This window comes from uncultured Rothia sp., from assembly GCF_963507905.1.
In the GTDB taxonomy this organism is placed as follows: domain Bacteria; phylum Actinomycetota; class Actinomycetes; order Actinomycetales; family Micrococcaceae; genus Rothia.
Genome location: NZ_CAUOUU010000011.1, coordinates 19,670 through 42,532, shown reverse-complemented (window position 1 = coordinate 42,532; position 22,863 = coordinate 19,670). Strand labels below are relative to the sequence as shown.

The following is a 22,863-nucleotide window of genomic DNA, read 5'->3' as shown; positions in this document are numbered from 1 at the left end:
GAACCTTTCAACAGGTACGTCTGAAGGTAAGCATTCCCGCCCCACTACCTGTAGGCAGTCCCACAGTTGGTGGGGCGGGTGAGCGTCAAAAGATGCAGGGCAAGCACAGCGAAGGGGCGCCCGGTGCATCCGGCGGGGAATGAACCGCACCGGGTGCGCCGAACGCCCCTCATCACTTAGCGGGGGTTACGACTACTCGTCGTCGCCACCCTCAACGACCGGTGCCAGCGAGAGCTTGCCGCGGTCATCAATCTTGGTGATCTCCACCTGGACCTTCTGGCCCACGGAGACAACGTCCTCAGCGTCAACAACGCGCTTGCCGCCGTTGAGCTTACGCATCTCGGAGATGTGCAGCAGGCCGTCCTTACCGGGGGTCAGCGAGATGAACGCGCCGAAGTCGGTCACCTTCACCACGGTACCCAGGTAGCGTTCGCCCACCTCGGGAACCTGCGGGTTAGCGATAGCGTTCACTGCCGCACGGGCAGCCTCGGCGGAGGGGCCGTCAGCTGCGCCGATGTACACGGTGCCGTCGTCCTCAATGGAGATGTCTGCGCCGGTGTCTTCCTGGATCTGGTTGATCATCTTACCCTTGGGGCCGATGACCTCACCGATCTTGGCAACCGGGATCTTCACGGAAATAATGCGCGGTGCGAACTCGCTCATCTCATCCGGTGCGTCAATCGCGCTGACGAGCACCTCGAGGATGTGCAGGCGTGCCTCACGTGCCTGGGTCAGTGCGCCAGCGAGCACGGATGCGGGGATACCGTCGAGCTTGGTGTCCAGCTGGATAGCGGTCACGAACTCGGAGGTACCTGCCACCTTGAAGTCCATATCGCCCAGTGCGTCTTCCGCGCCGAGGATGTCGGTCAGGGCTGCGTAGCGGGTCTCGCCGTCAACCTCGTCAGAGACCAGGCCCATTGCGATACCTGCAACGGGTGCGCGCAGCGGCACACCGGCGTTCAGCAGGGACAGGGTCGATGCGCAGACCGAGCCCATGGAGGTCGAGCCGTTGGAGCCCAGGGCCTCAGAGACCTGACGGATTGCGTAGGGGAACTCTTCGCGGGAGGGCAGCACCGGGGTGATTGCGCGCTCTGCGAGTGCACCGTGGCCGATTTCGCGGCGCTTGGGCGAACCCACGCGGCCGGTCTCACCGGTGGAGTACGGCGGGAAGTTGTAGTGGTGGATGTAGCGCTTGGACTTGACCGGGTGCAGGGAGTCCAGCTGCTGCTCCATCTTGAGCATGTTCAGGGTGGTGATACCCATGATCTGGGTTTCGCCGCGCTCGAAGAGAGCGGAACCGTGAACGCGGGGCAGGATTTCAACCTCAGCGGTGAGCTGGCGGATGTCGGTCAGGCCGCGGCCGTCAATACGGACCTGCTCGGTGAGGATGCGCTGGCGAACCACGTGCTTGGTCAGGGCAGCGAATGCTACGGAGACCTCGTTGGAGCGCTCTTCGAATTCCTTACCTTCGCCGGTGAGAGCTTCCATGAGCTCTTCCTGCAGCTCGGCTGCTGCTGCTTCGCGTTCCTGCTTGCCAGCGATGGAGTACACCTCTGCCAGGCGGTCTGCTGCGAATGCTTCAACTGCTGCGTCGACGTCTTCGCCGTGGCCGCCGAAGAAGGGCAGTTCCAGGGCGGGCTTGCCTGCGCGAGCCACCAGGTCAGCCTGCGCCTTGCACAGTGCTGCGATGAAGGGCTTAGCTGCTTCCAGGCCCTCTGCAACGATCTCTTCGGTGGGGGCGGTCTGGCCGTCTTCCTTGATGAGCTTCCAGGAGTTGTCGGTTGCTTCTGCCTCAACCATCATGATGGCGACGTCTTCGGTACCGTCAGCCTTGGTGACGATACGACCTGCAACAGCCATGTCGAACACTGCGTTTTCCAGCTGGGAGTACTTGGGGAAGCAAACCCACTGGCCGTCGATCAGTGCCATGCGCACGCCACCGATGGGGCCGTTGAACGGCGCACCGGACAGGGAGGTCGATGCGGATGCAGCGTTGATTGCGAAGGTGTTGTAGATTTCGTCCGGCTCGTAGGTCAGGACGGTCACAACGACCTGCACCTCGTTGCGGATGCCCTTGGTGAAGGCGGGACGCAGCGGGCGGTCAATCAGGCGTGCAGCCAGGATTGCTTCGGTGCTGGGGCGGCCTTCGCGGCGGAAGTACGATGCGGGAATCTTGCCGCCTGCGTACATGCGCTCTTCCACGTCCACGGTCAGCGGGAAGAAGTCGAAGCCCTCGCGGGGAGACTTGCCGATTGCGGTTGCGGAGAGCAGGGTGGTCTCGTCATCGATGGTGACGAGGACGGAGCCAGCAGCCTGCTTTGCGAGGCGGCCGGTTTCAAAGCGCACGTGGCGCTTACCGTGAATGCCGTTGTCGATTTCGACTTCAGCAAACTTGATTTCGGGACCTTCCACGGTTCCTTCTTTCTTCTTGGCAGGCCGTACGGCGCACGAGTCGGCCTTCGATAGGAAACCACGGCACCTCTCCCCCGCCTTTTCGTGTGCTCGACGTGTGTCGGCACGGTTGTGGGGGTGGTGTTGTTCCGTAATTCGCTACCGAGGACCGCGGCGTGTGTGCCGGCACGGCCTTCTGTTCTTTCTTTCAGGTGGGGTGGCGTCTTCTACCGATTTCTCGCTGTGAATCTAGCGCTGGAATCTAGCCTTGGAATCTAGTGCTGGAATCTAGCGAGCGGAAGATGCGCCCGCCCCTCAACGCGGCAGTACGGACGCGCTGGCGCTACCCGCCTCCGTGTTGGAGGGTTGGTAGTGCTGACAGCACGTCCGCACACACCGCCTAAAGGCGATTAATCACCACAAAAGCGTCAAGACGCTCCTGTTTTATCGGCGCAGACCCAGGCGCTCGATCAGCGAACGGTAACGCTCGATGTCGACGCTCTTCAGGTAGCCGAGCATGTTGCGGCGACGACCAACGAGGATCATCAGGCCACGACGGGAGTGGTGATCGTGCTTGTGGAACTTCAGGTGCTCGGTCAGGTCGGCGATACGACGAGACAGAACTGCAATCTGAACCTCGGGCGAACCGGTGTCGCCCTCGTGGGTTGCGTATTCCTTGATGATTGCCTGCTTGACAGCGGGATCCAGTGCCACTTTTAACTCCTAGAGTTAGTACCGCATACGTCCCGTACGGACGGTTGCCGCCGGGTGGTGGGCTTACGCCCTGTAATACACGTCGTCTACTGCGGACTGCAGACGCGTTCTTCCCATTCTACGCTACCGGGGCGCTTTCGTGGAAGGGTGAGCAGAAGCCCGGCGACAGGTAGCTCATCACACTACCGGTCGCCGGGCTTCACAGTATGGCTCTCACACCGGGCCCTACGTTTATTTTGTGTTTATGCTTCAGCGCGAGCGCGGACCACCACGAGGCGGTAGTAGCCCAGCAGGAACAGGCACCAGATTGCGCCCATCACCAGCGCCAGCTGGGTATCGGCGAAGCAACCGAAGAGCACCACGATAAAGATCATGAACGCCAACGCCAGGTAGCTCAGCCACAGGGGCTGGCGCACCGGCTGCGCTTCGGTATCGGCGCCGCTGCGCTTGAACGCAATGTGCGCCAGCAGAATCATGACCCACACGAATATGGTCGCGAAGGTTGCCAGGGAGGCGACCACCTCGAACGCGTTCTCGAAGAGCACATTCACAATCACACCGACCGCCATGACCAGCACCATGATGAGGGTGGTCATCCAGGGTGCACCGTTCTTGGTGACCTTCGCGAAGGAGGCCGGTGCCAGGTTCTGCTTCGCCAGGCCGTACATCATGCGGCCGGCACCGTACACGTCCGCGTTCAGCGCAGAGATCGCGGCGGTAATGATGACCACGTTCAGAATTGACGCGGCGGCCGGAATGCCCAGGCCCTCAAAGATCTGCACGAACGGCGAGTTCGCCTTCGTCACCGAGTACCAGGGGTACAGGGACATGATGACCGACAGGGTCAGAATGTAGAAGATGAGGATGCGGAACGGCACCGTGCGAATCGCCTTGGGGATTGAGGTGCGCGGGTCCTTCGCCTCACCGGCGGCAATACCGATGTTCTCGATACCGCCGAAGGCAAACATCACCACGGTAAAGCAGGCGAGGAAACCGGTAAATCCGTTCGCGAAGAAGCCGCCTTCAAGAGCCCAGAGGTTCGTGACGGAGGGCGCCACGGAGTCGTGCGCCTGCACGCCCACGAAGAGCAGGATCACGCCGCCAACAATCATGGCGATAATGGCGCTGACCTTCACGAGGGTGAACCAGAATTCGGTCTCGCCGAATGCCTTGACCTTCGCCAGGTTAATGGCGAGCAGAATCAGCAGGACGGAGACGATCCAAATCCAGGAGGGGCTGTTCGGGAACCAGAACTTCATGTACACGGCAAAGGCGGTGACGTCCGCAATGGCGACCAGCGCCATTTCCAGGGCGTAGGTCCAGCCGGTCACGAAGCCAGCCCAGCGTCCGAGGTAGCGGGTGGCGTATTCGGAGAATGCACCGGAGACCGGGTGCGCCAGGGCGAGTTCGCCCATTGCGCGCATCACCATGAACACTGCCGCGCCGCCAATAACGTAGGCAAGCAGCACGGAGGGGCCCGCCAGCTGAATGGCGGATGCCGAGCCGTAGAACAGGCCGGTGCCGATGGCGGAGCCGAGGGCGATGAACATGATGTGGCGCAGGGAGAGTCCACGCGCTAGCTGCGGGTTCTCGGAAGCCTCTGCTCCCTGCTGTACCGGGGATGAGTCCGGGCTGGTATTCATCTTCTTCTTTTCCTTTACCTCGTGGGGTGTACCCGCCGGTGGCGGGGAAACGTATCGGGTGGTGCCTCACAGGTGTTGTCCTGGTAGGGCACCGATTGGTTTACTCCCCATCGAGTGATGGGGCGTTGTGCAGAAGGTGTTGCCTTCGCGCATCGCCCCGGCGCATTCCCACCCAGCCTGCACGGTGGGTGGGAATACAAAAGACGGCGGGAAGGCAACGTTGCCTTTCCGCCGTCTTTGTGTCAAAGACTACTTCTGTCGCTTACGTCCAATGACGATAGAGGACAGAGCGGTTACAGCAGTCACGGTGTAGACTGCAGGCCACGCGCCAAGCTTCTTGGCGAGCGGATGAGCGGCGCCGAACGCGCCGAGGTAGAGAGCGGTGAGGAAGGTAGCACGGCCTGCGCCAGCCTTACGCTTCCAATTCTTGTAAGCCACGGCACCGCACAGTGCCAGGACAGCGCCACCGAGCGGGCGGATGCCGGTGCTAGATGCAACCTTGTAGCCACCGAGCAGACCGGTGACGGAGGCGAGAGTCGGACAGACCTTCACGACGTACTCCTCTGTGAGAGCGATTAGTTTCCACATTCATAGTACTCCACGACACACAGAATGTATATTCACCGCGATTAATATTTCTGCATGTCTCGCGGGCCGGGTCCATCAAGGTGCCGGGCGGCAGAAAGAGTGGCGTACAAAAACCGGCGTAAAAAGACCGCTACGAAAAAACCGGCACAAAAATGCCGGGACGCAAACCATTCAGGTTCACGCCCCGGCACTTCTCAACGCGAGCTCACATCTGGCCGCATGCTCTAAATCTTTAGAGCGCCAGATCTTTAGAGAGCCAGGTCCAGCGCCTCCAGCTGCGCTTCGGTCCACAGCTCAGCAGCCAGCTGCAGAGCGTAACGAGCCGAACGAGGAGCCACAATATCCATCGCCAGGTGGAAGTCCTGGTCAGCCTCCGGGCCGCACAGATCAGACACGCAACGCACTCCGATAAACGGAATCTCGTAGTTGTGGCAGACCTGCGCAATAGCGGTGGTCTCCATGTCGGTGCTGATGGCGCCCTCGAACGCCTCGCGGGTGTCCTTCACGTTGTGGGCGGTTACGAAGGAGTTGCCCGCCAGCATCTGGCCGCGGCGCACCTCCCACGCGCTCTCAGCCTGCTCACGTACCGGTTCCAGTGCGGCGAGCGCATGCTCCAGAGCATCCTGCCACTCGTCCGCCTGGCCGTCGTAGCTTTCGGGCATGCCCGGAACCTGGCCGCGCGCGTAACCGAACGCGGTCGCGTCGGCGTCAGTGTAGGTGTAGTTCTCGCCAATCAGCACGTCGCCCACGTTAATGCCGCGAGCCAAACCGCCGGCGGTACCTGCGCTGATGACGCCCAAGCAGTTCGAGGAGTAGCTGATCGCCTCGGTGACGGCGCTCGCCGCGTTCACCAGACCAATCTTGGAACGAACCAGCAGCAGCGGAACCTGGTCCTCACCCACCTGCAGGTAACTCGGGTGGAATACTGCGGCGCCCTCGGTGAAGGACGGCTGCAGCTCCTCGGTCACCTTCAGGAAGGGTGCGAGCTCCTCATCCATTGCCACCTGAATGATGATGGCGTTGGACATGCCGTCCATCAGCTCAAACATGCTGTTGAATGCCTCAGCCGGATCGAAAGCGTTCGGGTCAAAGTCCACCGGGTTGAAGGCGGATGCGAAAGCGTCAGGAATCTGTGCGCTCATTACGCCATCACCTGCGCCCACTCATCGCGTGCCGCGAGGAACTCGCGAGCCGCAGCCTGCGCACCCTCGAGGGTGTGGTTAGCGCCCCAACCGCACTGCACCTCGTTCGCCGCCGGAACCTCGGTAGCGTTCAGGATATCGTTGAGGGTTGCCTCCAGAATCGGGAAGAACTCCTCGGGCTCCAAGCCCAGGGTCAGCGCGTAGAAACCGGTCTGGCAACCCATCGGGGAGAAATCAATCAAACGGTCGGTGTGGTTGCGCATGTGCTCGGCGCTCAGATGCTCGATGGAGTGCACGGTCGGCATTTCCAGGTGCGCGGTGTTCGGCTGGGTGAAGCGGATATCGTACTTGATGAGGGTGTCGCCACCGGGCAGAACCTTACGGTCCGCGATACGCACGTAGGGTGCTGCTACGGCGCGGTGGTCGAGGTTGAAGGATTCGACGTTCATTTTTTCCATGACTCTATCTTCTCTTAAAACCGGGGCGACTAAAACAGGGGTGCCATGCAGCAGGTAGCCGCTCCGGCGCATAGGGGCGGGTACGCAAAGGCCCCGCGGCAGATCCGAAAATCTGCCGTCGGGGCTTCAAAGCCGTTAAAGGCAAAAGCTATGAGCGCAGGCTGTTGCTCTAGAGATGAGGATGCTTCACTTCCGCCTGTACCGGGCACTCCGGCGGACAGTAGTTCTTCGCATCCTCAGCCAGCACCTCGCGGGTCTGCACCACGTCATCGTTAATCTGCTCAATCAGCGCCTCAACACCGGTGTACGCCACCATCGGACGCAGACGCTTCACGAACTCAATGAGCACACGCTGACCGTACAGGTTGAAATCCTCCACGCGCTCCTCGGGACGGTCAATCACGTGCGCCTCAACCTGGCGGTGCTCAATACCGTCAAAGGTCGGGTTGGTACCCACCGAAATAGCGGAGGGGTGACGGTTACCGTGTTCATCCACGAGCCAGCCGGCGTACACGCCGTCGGCGGGAATCAGGCCGCGCGCCTCAAGCTCAAGGTTCGCGGTCGGGAAGCCCAGCTCGCGGCCACGCGCCAGACCGTGCACAACCTCACCAGCCATCATGTGGTGGCGGCCCAGCAGCTCGGTTGCGGCGGGCATATCGCCCTCCAACAGCAGCTGGCGGATGCGGGTCGAGGAGCAGCGGGTGTTCTCATCCACCATCAGGTCCTCAACGACCACGACCTCGAAGCCGTACTTCTCCCCCAGCTCACGCATGGTGTTCAGGTCGCCGGAGTTGTTCTTGCCAAAGCGCACGTCGTCACCAATGACCACGAAACGCGCGTTCAGCGCATCCACGAAGGTGGTCTTCACGAACTCTTCGGGGGTCTGCGCAGCGAACTCCAGGTTGTAGTTCAGCAGCAGGTAGTCGTTCAGGCCCAGCAGGCACATGAAGTAGCGGCGCGAGCCCTGACCCATGATGTCGTGGTGGGTCACCTCGGGGCGGTGCACCTGCATCGGGTGCGGGTCAAAAGAGACCGCGATAGAGCTCAAACCGTGCTCTTCAGCAAGGGAGACCACGCGCGAAATCACGCGGGCATGTCCACGGTGCACGCCGTCAAAATTGCCGATGGTCACGACCGAGGGGCCGTAGCCGGCGGGGACCTCGCTCAAAGCGGTGTAGAGGGTCACGGGCTCTCCTGAAAAAGATAAATGTACCTATCCATCCTAGACCACAGGCGGCAGGATGCAGAATTCAAAACGGGATTCAACAGGGAATGGGACGGTGCCCCTCGCAGGCGGTAGCTCCTCCCCTAGCTTTGGTTGGTGCGGCGGGGGTATCTGGCGGGTACGGAGGGGGTATCTGACTCGCAACTGTGCAGCCTCCGCACCTGGAAAATCCATGCGCAGCACTCGCCCAGAAAAAAGCCCGGGTAGGCACCCCACCGTGCGGCAGGAACCTCCCCGGGCGTTACGACTACTTACGAGCCTGGTTACGAGAAGCCTTCAGCATCTCCTCGCGAATCTTATTGGACTTGTTAATCCAGCCGTACCAGACCAGCAGGCAGGGCGGAATCACCAGCTCAGTCACCATCAGCACAATCAGCGACCAGTGCGGGGTGCCGAAGAACGCCCACGACAGGATACGACCCACGCCGCCCAGGAAAACCACCAGGCAGGAGAACGCGAGCATGTTCACCCACTTGAACTTCAAGGCGATGAACACGAAGGACAGGCCCACACCCACATAGGTTGCCGCGAAGAACACGTAGTTCGACTGCACCGAGGGGTTCGCAAAGTCCTGAGGCGCATCCGGAATCACGCGGACACCGCCCAGAACCTGCCACACACCGTACGCAATCATGAACAGACCGTACAGCGCCACCGCCGCACGGAACGCCGCACGGTTCTGAGGCTTAGCCGCCTCCTCAATGCTCTTGGGGCGGGCAAACGCCTCGCGGGTTGCCTTCTTCTCAGCCTTCTTAGCCGCCTTCTGCGACGCCTTATCACCGGCAGCCGGTGCGCTCACGCGAACACCCTCGGGTGCCTTCGCCGCAGAGATAGTGGACTCAGCAGGCTTAGCAGTACCCGCCTTCGCAGCAGTTTCAGCCTGCGCAGACTCTACGCGCGGTACCGGCGCGGTACGAGGCTCACTCGCCTTCTTAGCGGAGCTCTGGTTCTCGCTCATCTTCTCTCCTTCAGCAGGGCCGGGGCACCCGCACGAGTTGTCTTGTGTGTTCAGGGTTGTATCAGTTAGCGCGTTGAATGAATAGGGCGCACATTCAATAGGACGCTGAATCAATCAGGATTGAAGGATTCAGGTTTAGGCAATCAGCTTTGGGTAGGCGCAAACACCGAACCCTCTTCGCCCATCATAAGCCCTCAACGCCTAATTGAAGGAACGATTCGCCTCAAAAACCAGCACCGGGGCGGCCTGCACCTTCCCGCGCTGCTTCTTGTTCTCCAGCAGGGCGACCAGGGTACCGTCCGGGGCGAAACCCGCCACAATACCCTCAACGCTGGCGTGCTGCACCGCGCCGGACTCATCCGCGCTCGCGTGCACGGAACGCTTCACCACGGAACCGTCGCCGCTGGGGCTAATACGGCGGCCATAGGAAATATCGCTCGCCTCCGCTGCCGTGAGCTCACGCGCACCGAAGATGCGGCGTGCCGCCTCCTCCAGGGGTAGCAACGGCAAATCTTCCAGAGGTGCCTCCGACTCTTCACGGCGCTGCTTCAGCTGCGCCAAATCGGCGGCATCCTCAAGCACCACAGCACCCACGCGGGTACGGCGAAGAGCCGTCAGGTGACCGCCGGTGCCCAGAATCTTGCCCAAATCACGCGCCAGGGCACGAATATAGGTGCCAGAGGAACACGAGACCGTCACCTCGCAGTCAATCACGGGAACCGAGGTTGCCGCGTGCTCGCCCTCGTTCTCGGGGTCCTCGATGACATACTCGGCAAAACCGGGAGTCACAGAATGTACCGTGAACTCGCTAATCGTCACCGGACGCGCCGCCAACTCAACCTGCTCACCGCTACGCACACGCGCATACGAGCGAACACCGTTAATCTTGATAGCGGACACCGCAGAAGGAACCTGCAGAATATCGCCGCTCAACTGCGCCACAGCCTCCAGGATGCGCGCACGCATCTGCTCAGCACCCAAACCGGTCAGTGCCTCAACGGCGTCCGGGTGGGCGGCAGTGTGCTCACCCTCGGCGTCCTCGGTCAGCGTCTCAATGCCCAGGCGAATCGTCGCGTCATAGGTTTTATCCTGACCGACTAGGTAGGTCAGCAGCTTCGTCGCCTTATTGATGCCCAAAATCAGCACGCCGGTCGCGGCTGGATCCAGCGTACCGGCGTGACCAACCCGCCGGGTGCCAGCAATACGACGCATCTGAGAGACTGCGTCGTGGCTGCTCATCCCGGCGGGCTTATCAATGACCATCAGGCCGGATGGGCCCTGAGGTTGCTTCTTCGCCACTTAGGCGTCCTCACCCTCGGCAGGCTCATCCTTCTTGTAGGGGTCAGCCTCACCAGCGTACTCGGCGCCCTCGGCAGCGGCTGCCAGCTTGGCGTCGCGCTCACGGGTCTCACGCAGAAGCGCCTCAATGTGGAAGGCGTTCTCGGGAACCTCGTCAGCGACGAAAGTCAGGGTGGGGGTCAGGCGGGCAGTAATGTTCTTACCCACTTCGGAGCGCAGAATACCCTTAGCGGATTCCAGCGCCTTCTTGGTGTTTGCGGCGTCCTCTTCGGAGCCGAACACGGTGTAGTAGAGGGTTGCGTGCTGCAGGTCGTTGGTCACGCGGGCGTCGGTAATAGTCACAAAACCGAGGCGGGGATCCTTAACGCGACGCTCCAGCGCCTTCGCCACAATTACCTTGATGCGGTCGGCAAGTCGTGCCGCGCGGGCTGCATCAGCCATGTGTTTCTCCTTGAAATCTCGTGGTGCTTCCGCGAACACTCGGGGTGTTGCGGAGGCGTTCCAGGTAATGCGGAAGCGCCCGCCCCGCCAGCGTCCGCCCCGCCGGCTCGTTTTAGGAGCCTGCGGGTGCGGGAACACTAGCGGGTGACGGGCGCATCAGCGTGTGAGTCTTAGACACGCGGCTTTTCGCGCATCTCCCAAGTCTCGATAATGTCGCCTTCCTTGATGTCGTTGAAGGAGCCGAGGCCAATACCACACTCGAAACCTTCGCGAACCTCGGTAGCGTCGTCCTTGAAACGACGCAGCGACTCGATGGTGAGGTTGTCTGCCACCACGGAACCGTCGCGCACCAGGCGTGCCTTGGCGTTGCGCTTGATGATGCCGTTCTTGACAATCGAACCTGCGATGTTGCCCCACTTGGAGGAGCGGAAGACCTCGCGGATCTCTGCGGAGCCGAGCTCCACTTCCTCGTACTCGGGCTTGAGCATACCCTTGACGGCCTGCTCAATTTCCTCAATCGCACGGTAGATGACCGAGTAGAACTTCATCTCGACGCCTTCGCGGTCTGCAAGTTCTGCAACGCGCTCTGCCGGGCGGACGTTGAAGCCAATGATCACCGCGTTGTCCACGGTTGCCAGGTTCACGTCGTTCTGGGTAATAGCACCCACACCGCGGTGGATGACGCGCAGCTGAACCTCGTCGCCACCGGCGTCGATCTTCATCAGGGACTCTTCCAGTGCTTCCACAGCACCGGAGACGTCACCCTTAATAATCAGGTTCAGGGTGTCCATCTTGCCCTCAGCCACAGCGGCGTCGAAGGACTCGAGGGTCACGCGCTTACGACGCTTAGCCAGCTGAGCGTTACGATCAGCAGCCTCACGCTTCTCAGCGATCTGACGAGCGGTACGCTCTTCCTCGGTGGAGAGGAAGGTGTCGCCTGCACGAGGAACGGTGGACAGACCCAGCACCTGAACGGGGCGGGACGGGCCAGCTTCCTTCACAGCCTGACCGTTCTCATCGAACATTGCACGAACACGACCGTGAGCAACACCGGCAACAATAGCGTCACCGACGTGCAGGGTACCGGACTGAACCAGGACGGTGGAAACCGCACCGCGGCCCTTGTCCAGGTTTGCTTCAATTGCAACGCCGCGTGCTTCCTTGTTCGGGTTAGCGGTCAGTTCGAGTACGTCAGCGGTCAGGGTGACAGCCTCAAGCAGCTCGTCAATGTTGGTGCCGTTGCGAGCAGAGACGTCCACGAACATGGTGTCGCCACCGTACTCTTCGGGGATCAGACCGTACTCGGTCAGCTGGCCACGAATCTTGTCCGGGGACGCGCCTTCCTTATCAATCTTGTTCACAGCAACCACAATCGGCACGTTAGCTGCCTGTGCGTGGTTCAGTGCTTCAACGGTCTGGGGCATAACGCCGTCATCCGCTGCGACCACGAGGATCGCCACGTCGGTGACCTTCGCACCACGGGCACGCATAGCGGTGAACGCCTCGTGACCGGGGGTATCGATGAAGGTAATCGCGCGGTCTTCACCCTCAACGGTGGTGTGGACCTGGTATGCACCAATGTGCTGGGTAATGCCGCCGGCCTCACCCTCAATGACGTTGGTGTTACGGATAGCGTCCAGCAGGCGGGTCTTACCGTGGTCAACGTGACCCATGACGGTAACGACCGGGGGACGAACCTCCAGAACATCCTCGCCCTCAGCTTCCGCTTCGGCTTCGAGGTTAATGTCGAAGGACTCGAGCAGCTCGCGCTCCTCATCCTCCGGGGAAACGATCTTGATGACGTAGCCCAGTTCGGCACCCAGCAGCTCGAAGGTCTCCTCGTCCAGGGACTGAGTCTGGGTAGCCATCTCACCCAGGTGGAAGAGAACCGTAATCAGCGATGCCGGGTTTGCGCCAATCTTCTCAGCGAAGTCCATGATGGACGCGCCGCGGCGCAGACGAATCTCGGTCGAGCCGTCGCCGCGAGGAACAACCACGCCACCGGGTGCCGGTGCGTTCAGCTGCTCCTGCTCATGGCGGCGAGCTGCCTTGGACTTGCGGCCCTTACGCTTGGAGCCGCCGCGACCGAATGCACCCTGTGCATTGCCGCGACCGCCGGGGCCGGGACGACCCGGACCGCGGTTGAAGCCGCCGGAACCGCCGCCGCGACGTGCGCCGCCGCCGCCGTTACCGCCGCCGTTGTTGGAACCGGACGCGCCGCCACCAACGTTGGAAACCTTGGGCATCATCGAGGGGTTCGGGCGTGCGCCGCCACCAGCCGGACGGGGTGCACCGGGACGTGCGCCACCTGCCGGGCGGGGACCACCGTTGCCACCGGGACGTGCGCCACCTGCGGGGCGGGGACCGCCATTGCCGCCGGGGCGTGCGCCACCGTTGCCACCGGGACGACCGTTACGTGCCGGACGGGGACCGCCGGAACGCTGGGAGTCGCCACCGCCACGCTTCATACCCTGCTGGGATGCGAAGGGGTTGTTGCCGGGGCGAGGACCGGGCTTGGGGCCGGGCTTCGGAGCGGCAGGCTTGGGTGCTGCCGGCTTCGGTGCAGCCTCGGGGCGTGCCATGCCCTGCTGGGATGCGAAGGGGTTGTTACCCGGGCGGGGGCCGCCGGGCTTGGGTGCTGCTGCCGGCTTTGCGGCGGGCTTAGCGGCTGCAGGCTTGGGAGCTGCGCTCTCAGCTGCTGCGGGCTTAGCTGCAGGCCTGGGTGCCGGCTTAGCGGCAGGCTTTGCCGCTGCGGGCTTGGGAGCTGCCGCAGGCTTAGCGGCGGGCTTAGCCGCTGCAGGCTTGGGAGCCGGCTTAGCTGCCGACTCTGCGGGAGCTGCTGCCTTTGCGGCAGGCTTAGCGGCTGCGGCGGGGAATTCCGCGCGCAGCTTCTTCAGAACCATGGGGTTCAGGGTGGAAGAGGAGCTCTTAACGAACTCGCCCATATCCTTGAGCTTGGCGATAACTTCCTTGGAAGGTACGCCTACCTCTTTAGCAAACTCGTGTACTCGAGGCTGAGCCAAATTTTCTCCATTCCCGGTCCGCACCGGGAATGGTGCGGACACTAATGTTTACGGGGTACACGCCCGAAGGCGCGCCAATTCGTGAAATTGCCGGTGGGTGAGCACGAAAGGGTACTCATTTCGCGGCACTCATTAGATATCCATCAGTTTTCTGACTCGCTTTCAGATAAGAAGTCGTCAAACTCGTTGACTTACAGAGGGCATATGCCCGAAAAGCGTCTACGAGGGGGTCGAGTCCGCAATCACGGCTCGAATCTGCTCGCAGCACGCCTGCAGCTGGGCTACAGGGACCGCTTTTTTGAAGGCGCGCGCCAGGCCGTTCTTCTTCTGCAGAGCGGCTACGCACTTTTCGCTCGGATGGATCCAAGCGCCTCGTCCGGGCATAGTTCCCGCCACATCGGGCTGATAGGGCGGGGTGTCCGCCTGCTCGGTAGCAGACGTGACGGGTGTGCGGGCGATGCGCAACAGGTTGCGCTGTTCATCGCGGGCACGGCATCCGATGCAGGTGCGGACCGGTCCTTCAAACGCTTCGGAGGTTGCGGTGAGGTCGTGATTGCTCATGGTCCTCTCCCCTCTCTAGCGTGTGTGCAGAACCGTGTTCGCGGTGCATTCGTGATGCTCTATCCGGTGTGTGCGAGGGCGCGTTAAAGCGCCCGGTTACACACCGGCACATCTTAATAGTGTATCCCGTTTTTAAGAATCATGGGCAAAACTGTGACGCAGGCGCAAGAACACCGAGCACGTACCTGCCCGATATCTTGCGCCTGCATCAAAAGGATATGCCGCGGGATACGCCCCTCACCGGGGCTAATGCTTATTCAGCGTCCTGTGCGGACTCTTCTGCAGCTTCTTCAATTGCCTTCTCAGCGGAAGCTTCTTCAGCCAGGCTACGAGCCACGCGAGCCGCAACCTCTTCCTCAGCACGAACCTGAGCGTACTTGGACTCGGAGAGAATGTCGATACGCCAGCCGGTCAGCTTCGCAGCCAGGCGTGCGTTCTGACCCTCACGGCCAATAGCCAGGGACAGCTGATCGTCGGGAACCACGGCACGAGCGGAGTACTCGCGCGGGTTCGCAATAATAACCTCGGTGACCTTAGCCGGGGACAGCGCCGCAGCGATGAAGGTTGCCGGATCGGTCGAGTAGTCGACAATATCAATCTTCTCGTCGTTCAGCTCGGCTGCAACCGCACGCACGCGGGCACCCATATCGCCGATGCACGCACCCTTCGCGTTAATGGTCGGGTTCTTCGCGGACACAGCAATCTTGGAGCGGTGACCAGCTTCACGGGCGATGGAGTTAATGGACACCAGGCCCTCAGAAATCTCGGGAACCTCGTGCTCGAACAGGCGCAGAACCAGGTTCGGGTGCGAACGAGAAACCACAATCGAGGGACCCTTAGGACCGCGGCGAGCCTCCACCAGGTAGGCGCGCAGGCGGGTACCGTGCGGGTACTTCTCGCCGGGAACCTGCTCGTTGCTGGGCAGAACAGCCTCAACGGTGCCCAGGTCAACCTGAACCATACGCGGGTTGTTGCCCTGCTGAATCACGCCGGACACCAGAGTGCCCTCACGGTCCTTGAACTCGCCCAGAACGGATGCGTCCTCAGCGTCACGCAGACGCTGCGACAGCACCTGACGGACGGTTGCGGCAGCGATACGGCCAAAGTTGTTCGGGGTATCGTCGAACTCGTCAATCTTCTGGTTGTCCTCATCAAGCTCAGGAGCCAGAATGACGAACTCACCGGTAGTACGGTCGATGACGGCACGAGAGCCCTTAATAGCGCCGGGCTGCTTCATGTACGCGAGCAGCAGGGCGTTCTCAACCAGGGTGAAGAGCTCCTCCATGACGAGAGAGCGCTGCTTCGCCAATGCGCGCAGTGCGCCCAGGTCAATAGTTTTAATATCCTCCACGCTTTTCAGCCTTTCCCAGTTAGCACGGCGCCGGGACGCTCTCCGCGCCCCGGCTCCCGAACGGTATATACCTGGCACGGAGCACCCCGTGCCTGAAGCTTTAATAACTCTATTCTACCGGCTCAGCAGGCGAATTGAAGTCAATCTCGACGTGAGCAGAAGCAATATTTTCCCACGGAAGCAAAGACGGCTCGTGGTACGACTCCTTCTGACCCTTCTTCGTGTTCTTCTTACGAGCCAGCACCGGACCCTCATCCTGCACCTCGTGCAGACGCGCCAGATACTCAGTGCCGTCGGGTGCGGTCACCGCAATCAGGCGGGTGCGGGCACGCTCCCAGTGGCGGCGCTCGGTCAGGGCGCGGGTAGCGCCGGGCGAGGACACCTCCAGCTCGTACGGGAAGAACTCGTCGTTCTCATCCGCGCGGTCCAGCGCGCTCGAAATCGCACCGGAAATCTCCGCCAGAGAATCCAGCGACAGCGAATCGGTACGCTCCGCGGTGTAGTCCACCGTAATCTTCACGGTGCGGTTCGCCGCCGGACCCGAAATCTTCAGGCCCTCCAGCACCAGCGAGAACTCGGAGATGACCGGGGCAATCGCCTCGGCAACCTCCTCCTCACGGATCGCGCGGGTACCCACGCGCACCGGTGCCTCCACCACGGGCTCACGCTCAGCGCGAGTACGGAAGTGTTCACACCGTTCGCCACTCGGGATGCGGCACGGCGAGCGCGCGCATTCGGGGCGCTCTTCTTAGAGCCAGAACGCTTCGGCTTGTATGCCACGATTACGCCCCCTTGACCTCTGCGATGACCTCAGCCACCGCGTTCTCAACGGACACCTCGCGAGCCTCACCGCTACGGCGGTCCTTCAGCTCGAGCACGCCGTCCTTGAAGCCGCGACCAATCACCAGGATGGTGGGCACGCCCAGCAGCTCGGCGTCGCCGAACTTCACGCCGGGGCTGGTCTTCGGGCGGTCGTCCAGCATGACCTGCAGGCCAGCGGATTCCAGGGATGCGCTGAGCTCTTCAGCGTACTCGTGGGATGCTGCGTCCTTGCCGGTGACGACGATGTGAATGTCTGCGGGCGCCAGGTTACGCGGCCAGATCAGGCCCTTCTCGTCGTGGTTGCCCTCGGCGATAGCGGCAAGTGCGCGGGTCACGCCCACGCCGTAGGAGCCCATGGTCACGGTCTGCAGCTTGCCGTTCTGGTCCAGAACCTTCAGGCCCAACGCCTCAGCGTACTTGCGGCCCAGGGCGAAGATGTGGCCCATCTCGATACCGCGGGCTGCCACCAGCTCGCCGGAGCCGTCCGGTGCCGGGTCGCCTTCGCGCACCTCGCACGCCTCGATAACGCCGTCGGCGGTGAAGTCGCGGCCGAAGACCAGGTTCGCCACGTGCTTGCCCTCTTCGTTTGCGCCGGTGACCCAGCGGGTACCGCGCACCACGCGGGGGTCAACGAAGAAGGGAATGCCGGTTGCGGAAGCTACCGCATCCTCATCCTCGGTGTGCGCACCGAGCAGGGGTGCGTCCAGGCTCAGACCGGGGCCAATGTAGCCCTTGACCAGCTGCGGGAACGCCTTCAGGTCCTCTTCGCTGGCTGCTTCAACCTCAACCTCGCCGCCGATGCCCAGCAGGGCGCCGATGTTGACCTCAACGCGGCCCAGGTCCACGGCACGGTCGCCGGGAACGCCCACGGCGAAGACCTTACGCTCGCCGGAGGGGGTGATGACGGTGCCCAGGAAGCACTTGAGGGTCTGCGAAGCCTCGATGGCGCCGCCGGTCACCTCGGTGTGCAGTTCGTTCATGCGCTCCACCAGGGTCTCAATGGTGGCGGAGTCGGGGGTGTCCAGGATAACTGCCGCCGGGGTGTCCTCGGTAATTTCGATTTCCTCGGGAACCACGGTGGTTACGGCCTCAACGTTCGCAGCGTAGCCGCCAGCCGAACGCACGAAGGTGTCCTCACCGATGGGGGTCGGGTGCAGGAACTCTTCACTGCGGGAGCCGCCCATTGCGCCGGACTGTGCGGTCACAATGACGATCTCCAGACCCAGGCGCTCGAAGATGCGCTGGTATGCGGCGCGGTGCGCCATGTACGCCTCGTTCAGGCCCTCATCGTCAATGTTGAAGGAGTAGGAGTCCTTCATGACGAACTCGCGGCCGCGCAGCAGACCCGCGCGGGGGCGCGCCTCATCGCGGTACTTGGTCTGAATCTGGTACAGGTAGACCGGCAGGTCCTTGTAGGAGGAGTACAGGTCCTTCACCAGCAGGGTGAACATTTCCTCGTGGGTGGGCGCCAGCAGCATGTCTGCACCCTTACGGTCCTTGAGGCGGAAGAGGTTATCGCCGTACTCGTCCCAGCGGTTAGTTGCCTCGTAGGGCTCGCGGGGCAGCAGTGCGGGGAAGTGAACTTCCTGCGCGCCAATAGCGTCCATCTCTTCACGGATGATGTTCTCGACCTTGCGCAGTACCTTCAGGCCCAGAGGCAGCCAGGTGTACACGCCGGGGGCTGCGCGGCGGATGTAACCGGCGCGGACCAGCAGCTTGTGGCTGGCGACCTCGGCATCTACGGGGTCCTCGCGCAGAGTGCGCACGAAGAGGTTGGAAAGGCGAAGTACCACGATTCTCCTTGAAAGGTCGATAGGTTTAGGTGGGGTGCCCGCGGCTCACCGGGTGAGCCGTAAATAGGCACAGTCGTCTTTAAGTTTATAGCGTTTTAGGGTTCGGCGTGTTTAGCGCTCGAAAATGATAGTCGAGAACTGCCCAATCTGCTCCCAACCGGTCCCCCGGTACATGGCGAGCGCGCGGGCGTTGTAGTCGTTCACGTACAGGCTCAAATGCGGGTAGTGGCGTTGTAGAATCTGCGCGGCGGCGGCGAAGAACGGCTTAGCCAGCCCGTAGCCGCGGTAGTCCGGGTGTAGCCACACGCCCTGCACCTGCGCGGCGTCCAGGTTCACGATGCCCGCATCCGCCTTGAAGATGACGCGACCGTTCACATCGGTGACAATGGCGCAACGCTGACCTGCAATGAGCGTGCGCAGGCGCGCCGCGTAGCCGTCACCGTAGCGGGCAATCGGGTCGAAGCCGACCTCCTCAGTGAACATTGCGGCTGCGGCGGGTAGCAGTTCCCCCAGGTCGGCGGAAGTGGCGAGGCGCGCATACCCGGCAGGCTCCCCGATGAGTTGAAAAGCTCCGGCGGAGGCTTCGGCAGGTTTGAGGGGCGCAGGCAGGTGCTCCGGCAGTTCAGGAAGCTCCGCCTCATAGAAGCGGGCGAGGTCCTTCTCCGGCGGCAGGTACAGCAGCGGCTGTACGGGGCGCTCCGACAGAACCCGCGCACGATGATCGCACCCATCACGCAGGCTCGGCTGCAGCATCTGCAACAGCGGGACCGGGGCTTTACCGTCCCGAGTCTGCTCGCACAACTCCTGCATGCGCGTCCACAGGGGCATCACGAAGGCACTCTCACCGAACATGGAATCCAGGCGAGAACCCACCTGCAGCAGCAGCTGAGCCAGGGCGTCACGATGCGCGAGCGCCGTAGCATCCAGGGTGGGGGCATCCAGCGCTTCACCATCACGAGAATCCGCATCATGCTCACCATGCTCAACTGCGACATGTTCAATAGCGGCACCGCACAGGCGCACCGGAACCACGTTCGAGCCCAGCAACAGCACACAGCACAGCTGACCGTCACGCTCACAGCCCACGAAACCCTGATAGTAGTGCAGCGGAATACGCGGCGCCTTCACCGGAAGAGGGCACGCCAAATAGTGCTCAATGGGGTACAGGTTCGGGACCGGGTCGCTGAACAGGACGTCCTCCAGCTCATCGCACCACCGAGCATCCAGAGCAAACACGTGTTCCTTCACGCGATCAGGCATAGGGGAAGAATCCATCGACGAAACAGCCCGCCTGCCGCGCTTGGATTTAGCGCGGAAAGAACTTGGGCGAAGAGAAGATAAAAGATTAAGCATGCTGTGTTGAGTGATAGGAGTTGAGCGATAGACAGATGAGTGACAGTACGGGGCGCACCCCAAACGGCAACCGATTCAGGCGGCCACAATCAGCGGCGACAAGCACCGGGCCTGCCACCACCATAACCGGAAAACGCGGAGGCGCCCCTCACCAGGGCGCCTCCGCGCACAAAGCTAACTAGCTCACCGAAACAGCCGGGGAACCCTCGGGAACGTACTCGCCCGAAGCCTCCATCTCGGCGGCAATGCGGGTTGCCTCTTCAATCAGAGTCTCAACGATCTGATCCTCGGGCACAGTCTTAATGACCTCACCCTTCACGAAAATCTGGCCCTTACCGTTACCGGACGCCACACCCAGGTCAGCCTCACGAGCCTCACCCGGACCGTTCACCACGCAGCCCATCACGGCAACACGCAGCGGAACCTTCATGTGCTCCAGGCCCTTAGTCACGTTCTCGGCGAGCTCCCACACGTTCACCTGCGCACGACCGCAGGAGGGGCAGGAGACGATGTCCAGCTTGCGGGGGCGAAGGTTCAGCGACTCCAGGATCTTGGTACCCACCTTCACCTCCTCAACAGGAGGAGCAGACAGCGACACGCGAATGGTGTCACCAATACCCTGAGACAGCAGAGTACCGAACGCCACCGAGCTCTTAATAGTGCCCTGGAACGCCGGACCAGCCTCAGTCACACCCAGGTGCAGGGGCCAGTCACCGCGCTCAGCCAGCTGACGGTACGCCTCCACCATCACCACAGGGTCGTTATGCTTCACAGAAATCTTGAAATCACGGAAACCGTGCTCCTCAAAGAGCGAAGCCTCCCACACAGCAGACTCCACCAGAGCCTCCGGAGTAGCCTTACCGTACTTCTCCAGCAGACGCTTATCCAGCGAACCAGCATTCACACCAATACGCAGAGAAACGCCGTGGTCCGAAGCCATCTGAGCGATTTCCTTCACCTGGTCGTCGAACTTACGGATATTACCCGGGTTCACACGCACAGCACCGCAACCAGCCTGAATAGCCGCATACACGTACTTCGGCTGGAAGTGGATGTCAGCAATCACCGGAATGCGGGACTGCTTCGCAATAATCGGCAGAGCCTCCGCGTCCTTATCGGTCGGGCACGCCACACGCACAATATCGCAGCCGGCAGCGGTCAGCTCCGCAATCTGCTGCAGGGTCGCGCCAATGTCGTGGGTCTTCGTGGTCGTCATCGACTGCACAGAAATCGGAGATTCAGAGCCAACACCCACGGAGCCCACCTTGAACTGGCGGGTTTTACGGCGCGGCGACAGAACCGCGGGAGCGGGCTTCGGCATACCAAGGCTGACCGACAAGGTTTTCCTCCATACATGAGTTGTGAAAGACGGTTATGCGTCTTTCTTTCAGCTTTTTATTGTGCCACTGACGCGAAAGAAACCACTAATACGGGTACCCTTACCGCGCGTAACATCACATCTTTGAGGCAGTGCGAAGAGAGCGAAACATCCCCCTTAGAAAAGGGTGATCGGTTTGACGACATCGGCGATAATCAGCACCACCGACATCAGGATGAACGCGCCCGCCACCACGTAGGTCAGCGGCAGAAGCTTCACCGGGTCGAACGGGCCCGGATCCTTACGCCTGGTCAGGCGCGCGAAGAAGCGGCGTACGCCCTCCCAGAGGGCGCCCAGCACGTGGCCGCCGTCCAGGGGCAGCAGCGGAATCAGGTTGAACGCGAAAAGCATCAGGTTCATATTCGCCACCAACGAGACAAGCATCGCGGCCTTCGACTTCACGTCGATGCGGTCGGTAGCCGTCACCTCACCGGCAATACGACTCACACCAACCACAGACACCGGCGACTCAACACTACGCTCACCACCAGTCACCAAAGTCACCGTCAACTCCCACACACGCTGCGGCAACGACAACATCGACGAACCCACACGCGAGAGCGTATCGCCCACCATCGCAGGCACCTCAGTAATAGAACCAGGCACCAACTCACTCGACGGCGAAACACCCACAAAACCGCCACGAGTCGTCGCAATCGAACCATCCGCAGCACGCGCATACTGGCCCTTACCATCAGAAACCGGGCGGATCATCTCAACCGGAGTCACCGACAAATCCAGACGCTGACCATTACGCTCCACCGTCAAAGTGCTCGGGTGAGAACCCGCCGCACGAATCGCCGAAGACACAGCCTCCCACGAACCCGTCGACGCACCATTCACAGCAACCACACGGTCACCCACCCGCACACCAGCAGCCTTCGCAGGCGACGGAGTGGACTTATCCGTACACTCGCCATAGCTAATCGAATCATGAGTAACATTCACGCTCGGCACGCACTCAGACACCGCCGACACCTTATTCGTCACCTGCGCCGTACCAAAACCACAAATCAGCACAGCAGTACACACCACACCAATCAGCAGGTTCATCGTCGGGCCACCCAGCATAATCACCATGCGCTTGAGCACCGGCAACTTATAGAACAGGCGGTCCTCATCGCCGGGCTTCAGGCGCTCAGCATCCGCCGCACGAGCCTCCTCAGCCAGGGATGCGAACGGGCTCGTACTCCCCGAATGACCCTCCTCATGGTGTTCCTTCACCTCAGCAGGGCTCGGCGGGTACATGCCAATCATCGAAATGTAGCCGCCCAACGGGATCGCCTTGAAACCGTACTCAGTCTCGCCGCGGCGGAAAGAGAACACGGTCTTACCGAAGCCAATCATGTACTGCGGGACGCGCACATTGAACAGCTTCGCGGGCACCAGATGCCCCACCTCGTGCAGGGCAATCGAGACGGCAATAGCGATTGCCATGAGGATAATGCCCACAGCGTACAGCAGGATTTCCACGCTTTTTCTCGTTTCGGTTCGGGGATACGAAGCTTCTAGGATACTCGCTTAGCCTGTGAAGGCGCCCTCCCCCGCTTTCTGGAGGGGCTGGATGGGGACGATAAAAGGGGCGGTGTTCGTCCTCGTTCCTACACGGGCACCCGCCCTCGCTTCGCTTCGGGCACCCTGATGTCACTTCGGACGACACCGCCCCTCCGCGAACGCTAGGCTACCGGAGGTGGCGCGCCGTGTTTTCCGGATGCGCCCTCAG

The 22,863-nt window shown here is 61.6% G+C and carries 18 protein-coding genes; all 18 read right to left on the bottom strand.

Translation table 11 applies throughout. The features are described 5' to 3' along the window. Nucleotides 1-192: 192 nt before the first annotated feature. Complete coding sequence (locus RQ593_RS07495) at nt 193-2,412, bottom strand: polyribonucleotide nucleotidyltransferase (RefSeq protein ID WP_005507901.1); 2,220 nt, start codon at nt 2,410-2,412, stop codon at nt 193-195. 423 nt (nt 2,413-2,835) lie between these two features. Beyond that, a complete protein-coding gene (gene rpsO / locus RQ593_RS07490) occupies nt 2,836-3,105 on the bottom strand; it encodes a 30S ribosomal protein S15 (RefSeq protein WP_005507098.1) in 270 nt (89 codons plus the stop codon). A gap of 242 nt (nt 3,106-3,347) precedes the next feature. Further along, on the bottom strand, nt 3,348-4,748 hold the full coding sequence (locus RQ593_RS07485) for an amino acid permease (RefSeq protein ID WP_311450235.1): 1,401 nt from the start codon (nt 4,746-4,748) through the stop codon (nt 3,348-3,350). A gap of 249 nt (nt 4,749-4,997) precedes the next feature. Beyond that, on the bottom strand, nt 4,998-5,336 hold the full coding sequence (locus tag RQ593_RS07480; RefSeq protein WP_303980059.1) for a hypothetical protein: 339 nt from the start codon (nt 5,334-5,336) through the stop codon (nt 4,998-5,000). Nucleotides 5,337-5,584: 248 nt separating this feature from the next. Next, nucleotides 5,585-6,478, bottom strand: coding sequence for a 5'-methylthioadenosine/S-adenosylhomocysteine nucleosidase (mtnN, locus tag RQ593_RS07475; protein WP_311450234.1), 894 nt, complete (start codon nt 6,476-6,478; stop codon nt 5,585-5,587). Then, nucleotides 6,478-6,936 carry an S-ribosylhomocysteine lyase gene (locus tag RQ593_RS07470; RefSeq protein WP_005507094.1) on the bottom strand — a complete coding sequence of 153 codons (459 nt, stop codon included), beginning with the start codon at nt 6,934-6,936 and terminating at the stop codon, nt 6,478-6,480. Before RQ593_RS07470 ends, mtnN begins: the two co-directional genes overlap by 1 nt. A 169-nt stretch (nt 6,937-7,105) precedes the next feature. Continuing rightward, nucleotides 7,106-8,122: a bifunctional riboflavin kinase/FAD synthetase gene (locus RQ593_RS07465; protein WP_070687911.1), complete on the bottom strand. Its 1,017-nt coding sequence runs from the start codon at nt 8,120-8,122 to the stop codon at nt 7,106-7,108. 286 nt (nt 8,123-8,408) lie between these two features. Continuing rightward, the gene (locus RQ593_RS07460; protein ID WP_070832696.1) at nt 8,409-9,119 is read right to left on the bottom strand and encodes a DUF4345 domain-containing protein; all 711 of its coding nucleotides are present in this window, start codon (nt 9,117-9,119) and stop codon (nt 8,409-8,411) included. A 201-nt stretch (nt 9,120-9,320) separates the two neighbouring features. After that, nucleotides 9,321-10,418: a tRNA pseudouridine(55) synthase TruB gene (gene truB, locus RQ593_RS07455; RefSeq protein ID WP_296545165.1), complete on the bottom strand. Its 1,098-nt coding sequence runs from the start codon at nt 10,416-10,418 to the stop codon at nt 9,321-9,323. After that, nucleotides 10,419-10,859: a 30S ribosome-binding factor RbfA gene (gene rbfA / locus RQ593_RS07450; RefSeq protein ID WP_070832699.1), complete on the bottom strand. Its 441-nt coding sequence runs from the start codon at nt 10,857-10,859 to the stop codon at nt 10,419-10,421. 170 nt (nt 10,860-11,029) lie between these two features. Then, nucleotides 11,030-13,882 (bottom strand): translation initiation factor IF-2, encoded by a 2,853-nt coding sequence (gene infB, locus RQ593_RS07445; RefSeq protein WP_294645134.1) that lies wholly within the window; start codon nt 13,880-13,882, stop codon nt 11,030-11,032. 219 nt (nt 13,883-14,101) lie between these two features. Next, nucleotides 14,102-14,443 carry a YlxR family protein gene (locus tag RQ593_RS07440; RefSeq protein WP_311450233.1) on the bottom strand — a complete coding sequence of 114 codons (342 nt, stop codon included), beginning with the start codon at nt 14,441-14,443 and terminating at the stop codon, nt 14,102-14,104. Nucleotides 14,444-14,696: 253 nt separating this feature from the next. After that, on the bottom strand, nt 14,697-15,794 hold the full coding sequence (nusA, locus tag RQ593_RS07435) for a transcription termination factor NusA (protein WP_049348874.1): 1,098 nt from the start codon (nt 15,792-15,794) through the stop codon (nt 14,697-14,699). A 109-nt stretch (nt 15,795-15,903) separates the two neighbouring features. Continuing rightward, entirely contained in the window at nt 15,904-16,437 is a 534-nt protein-coding gene (gene rimP / locus RQ593_RS07430; protein WP_311450232.1) for a ribosome assembly cofactor RimP, read from the bottom strand. 139 nt (nt 16,438-16,576) lie between these two features. After that, entirely contained in the window at nt 16,577-18,409 is a 1,833-nt protein-coding gene (locus RQ593_RS07425) for a proline--tRNA ligase (RefSeq protein ID WP_311450231.1), read from the bottom strand. Between the two features lie 111 nt (nt 18,410-18,520). Next, nucleotides 18,521-19,684 carry a GNAT family N-acetyltransferase gene (locus RQ593_RS07420; RefSeq protein ID WP_311450230.1) on the bottom strand — a complete coding sequence of 388 codons (1,164 nt, stop codon included), beginning with the start codon at nt 19,682-19,684 and terminating at the stop codon, nt 18,521-18,523. A gap of 256 nt (nt 19,685-19,940) precedes the next feature. Beyond that, entirely contained in the window at nt 19,941-21,083 is a 1,143-nt protein-coding gene (gene ispG / locus RQ593_RS07415) for a flavodoxin-dependent (E)-4-hydroxy-3-methylbut-2-enyl-diphosphate synthase (RefSeq protein ID WP_044142245.1), read from the bottom strand. Nucleotides 21,084-21,257: 174 nt separating this feature from the next. Then, nucleotides 21,258-22,613, bottom strand: a complete 1,356-nt coding sequence (locus RQ593_RS07410) for an RIP metalloprotease (protein WP_294645127.1) — start codon at nt 22,611-22,613, stop codon at nt 21,258-21,260. Nucleotides 22,614-22,863 lie beyond the last annotated feature (250 nt).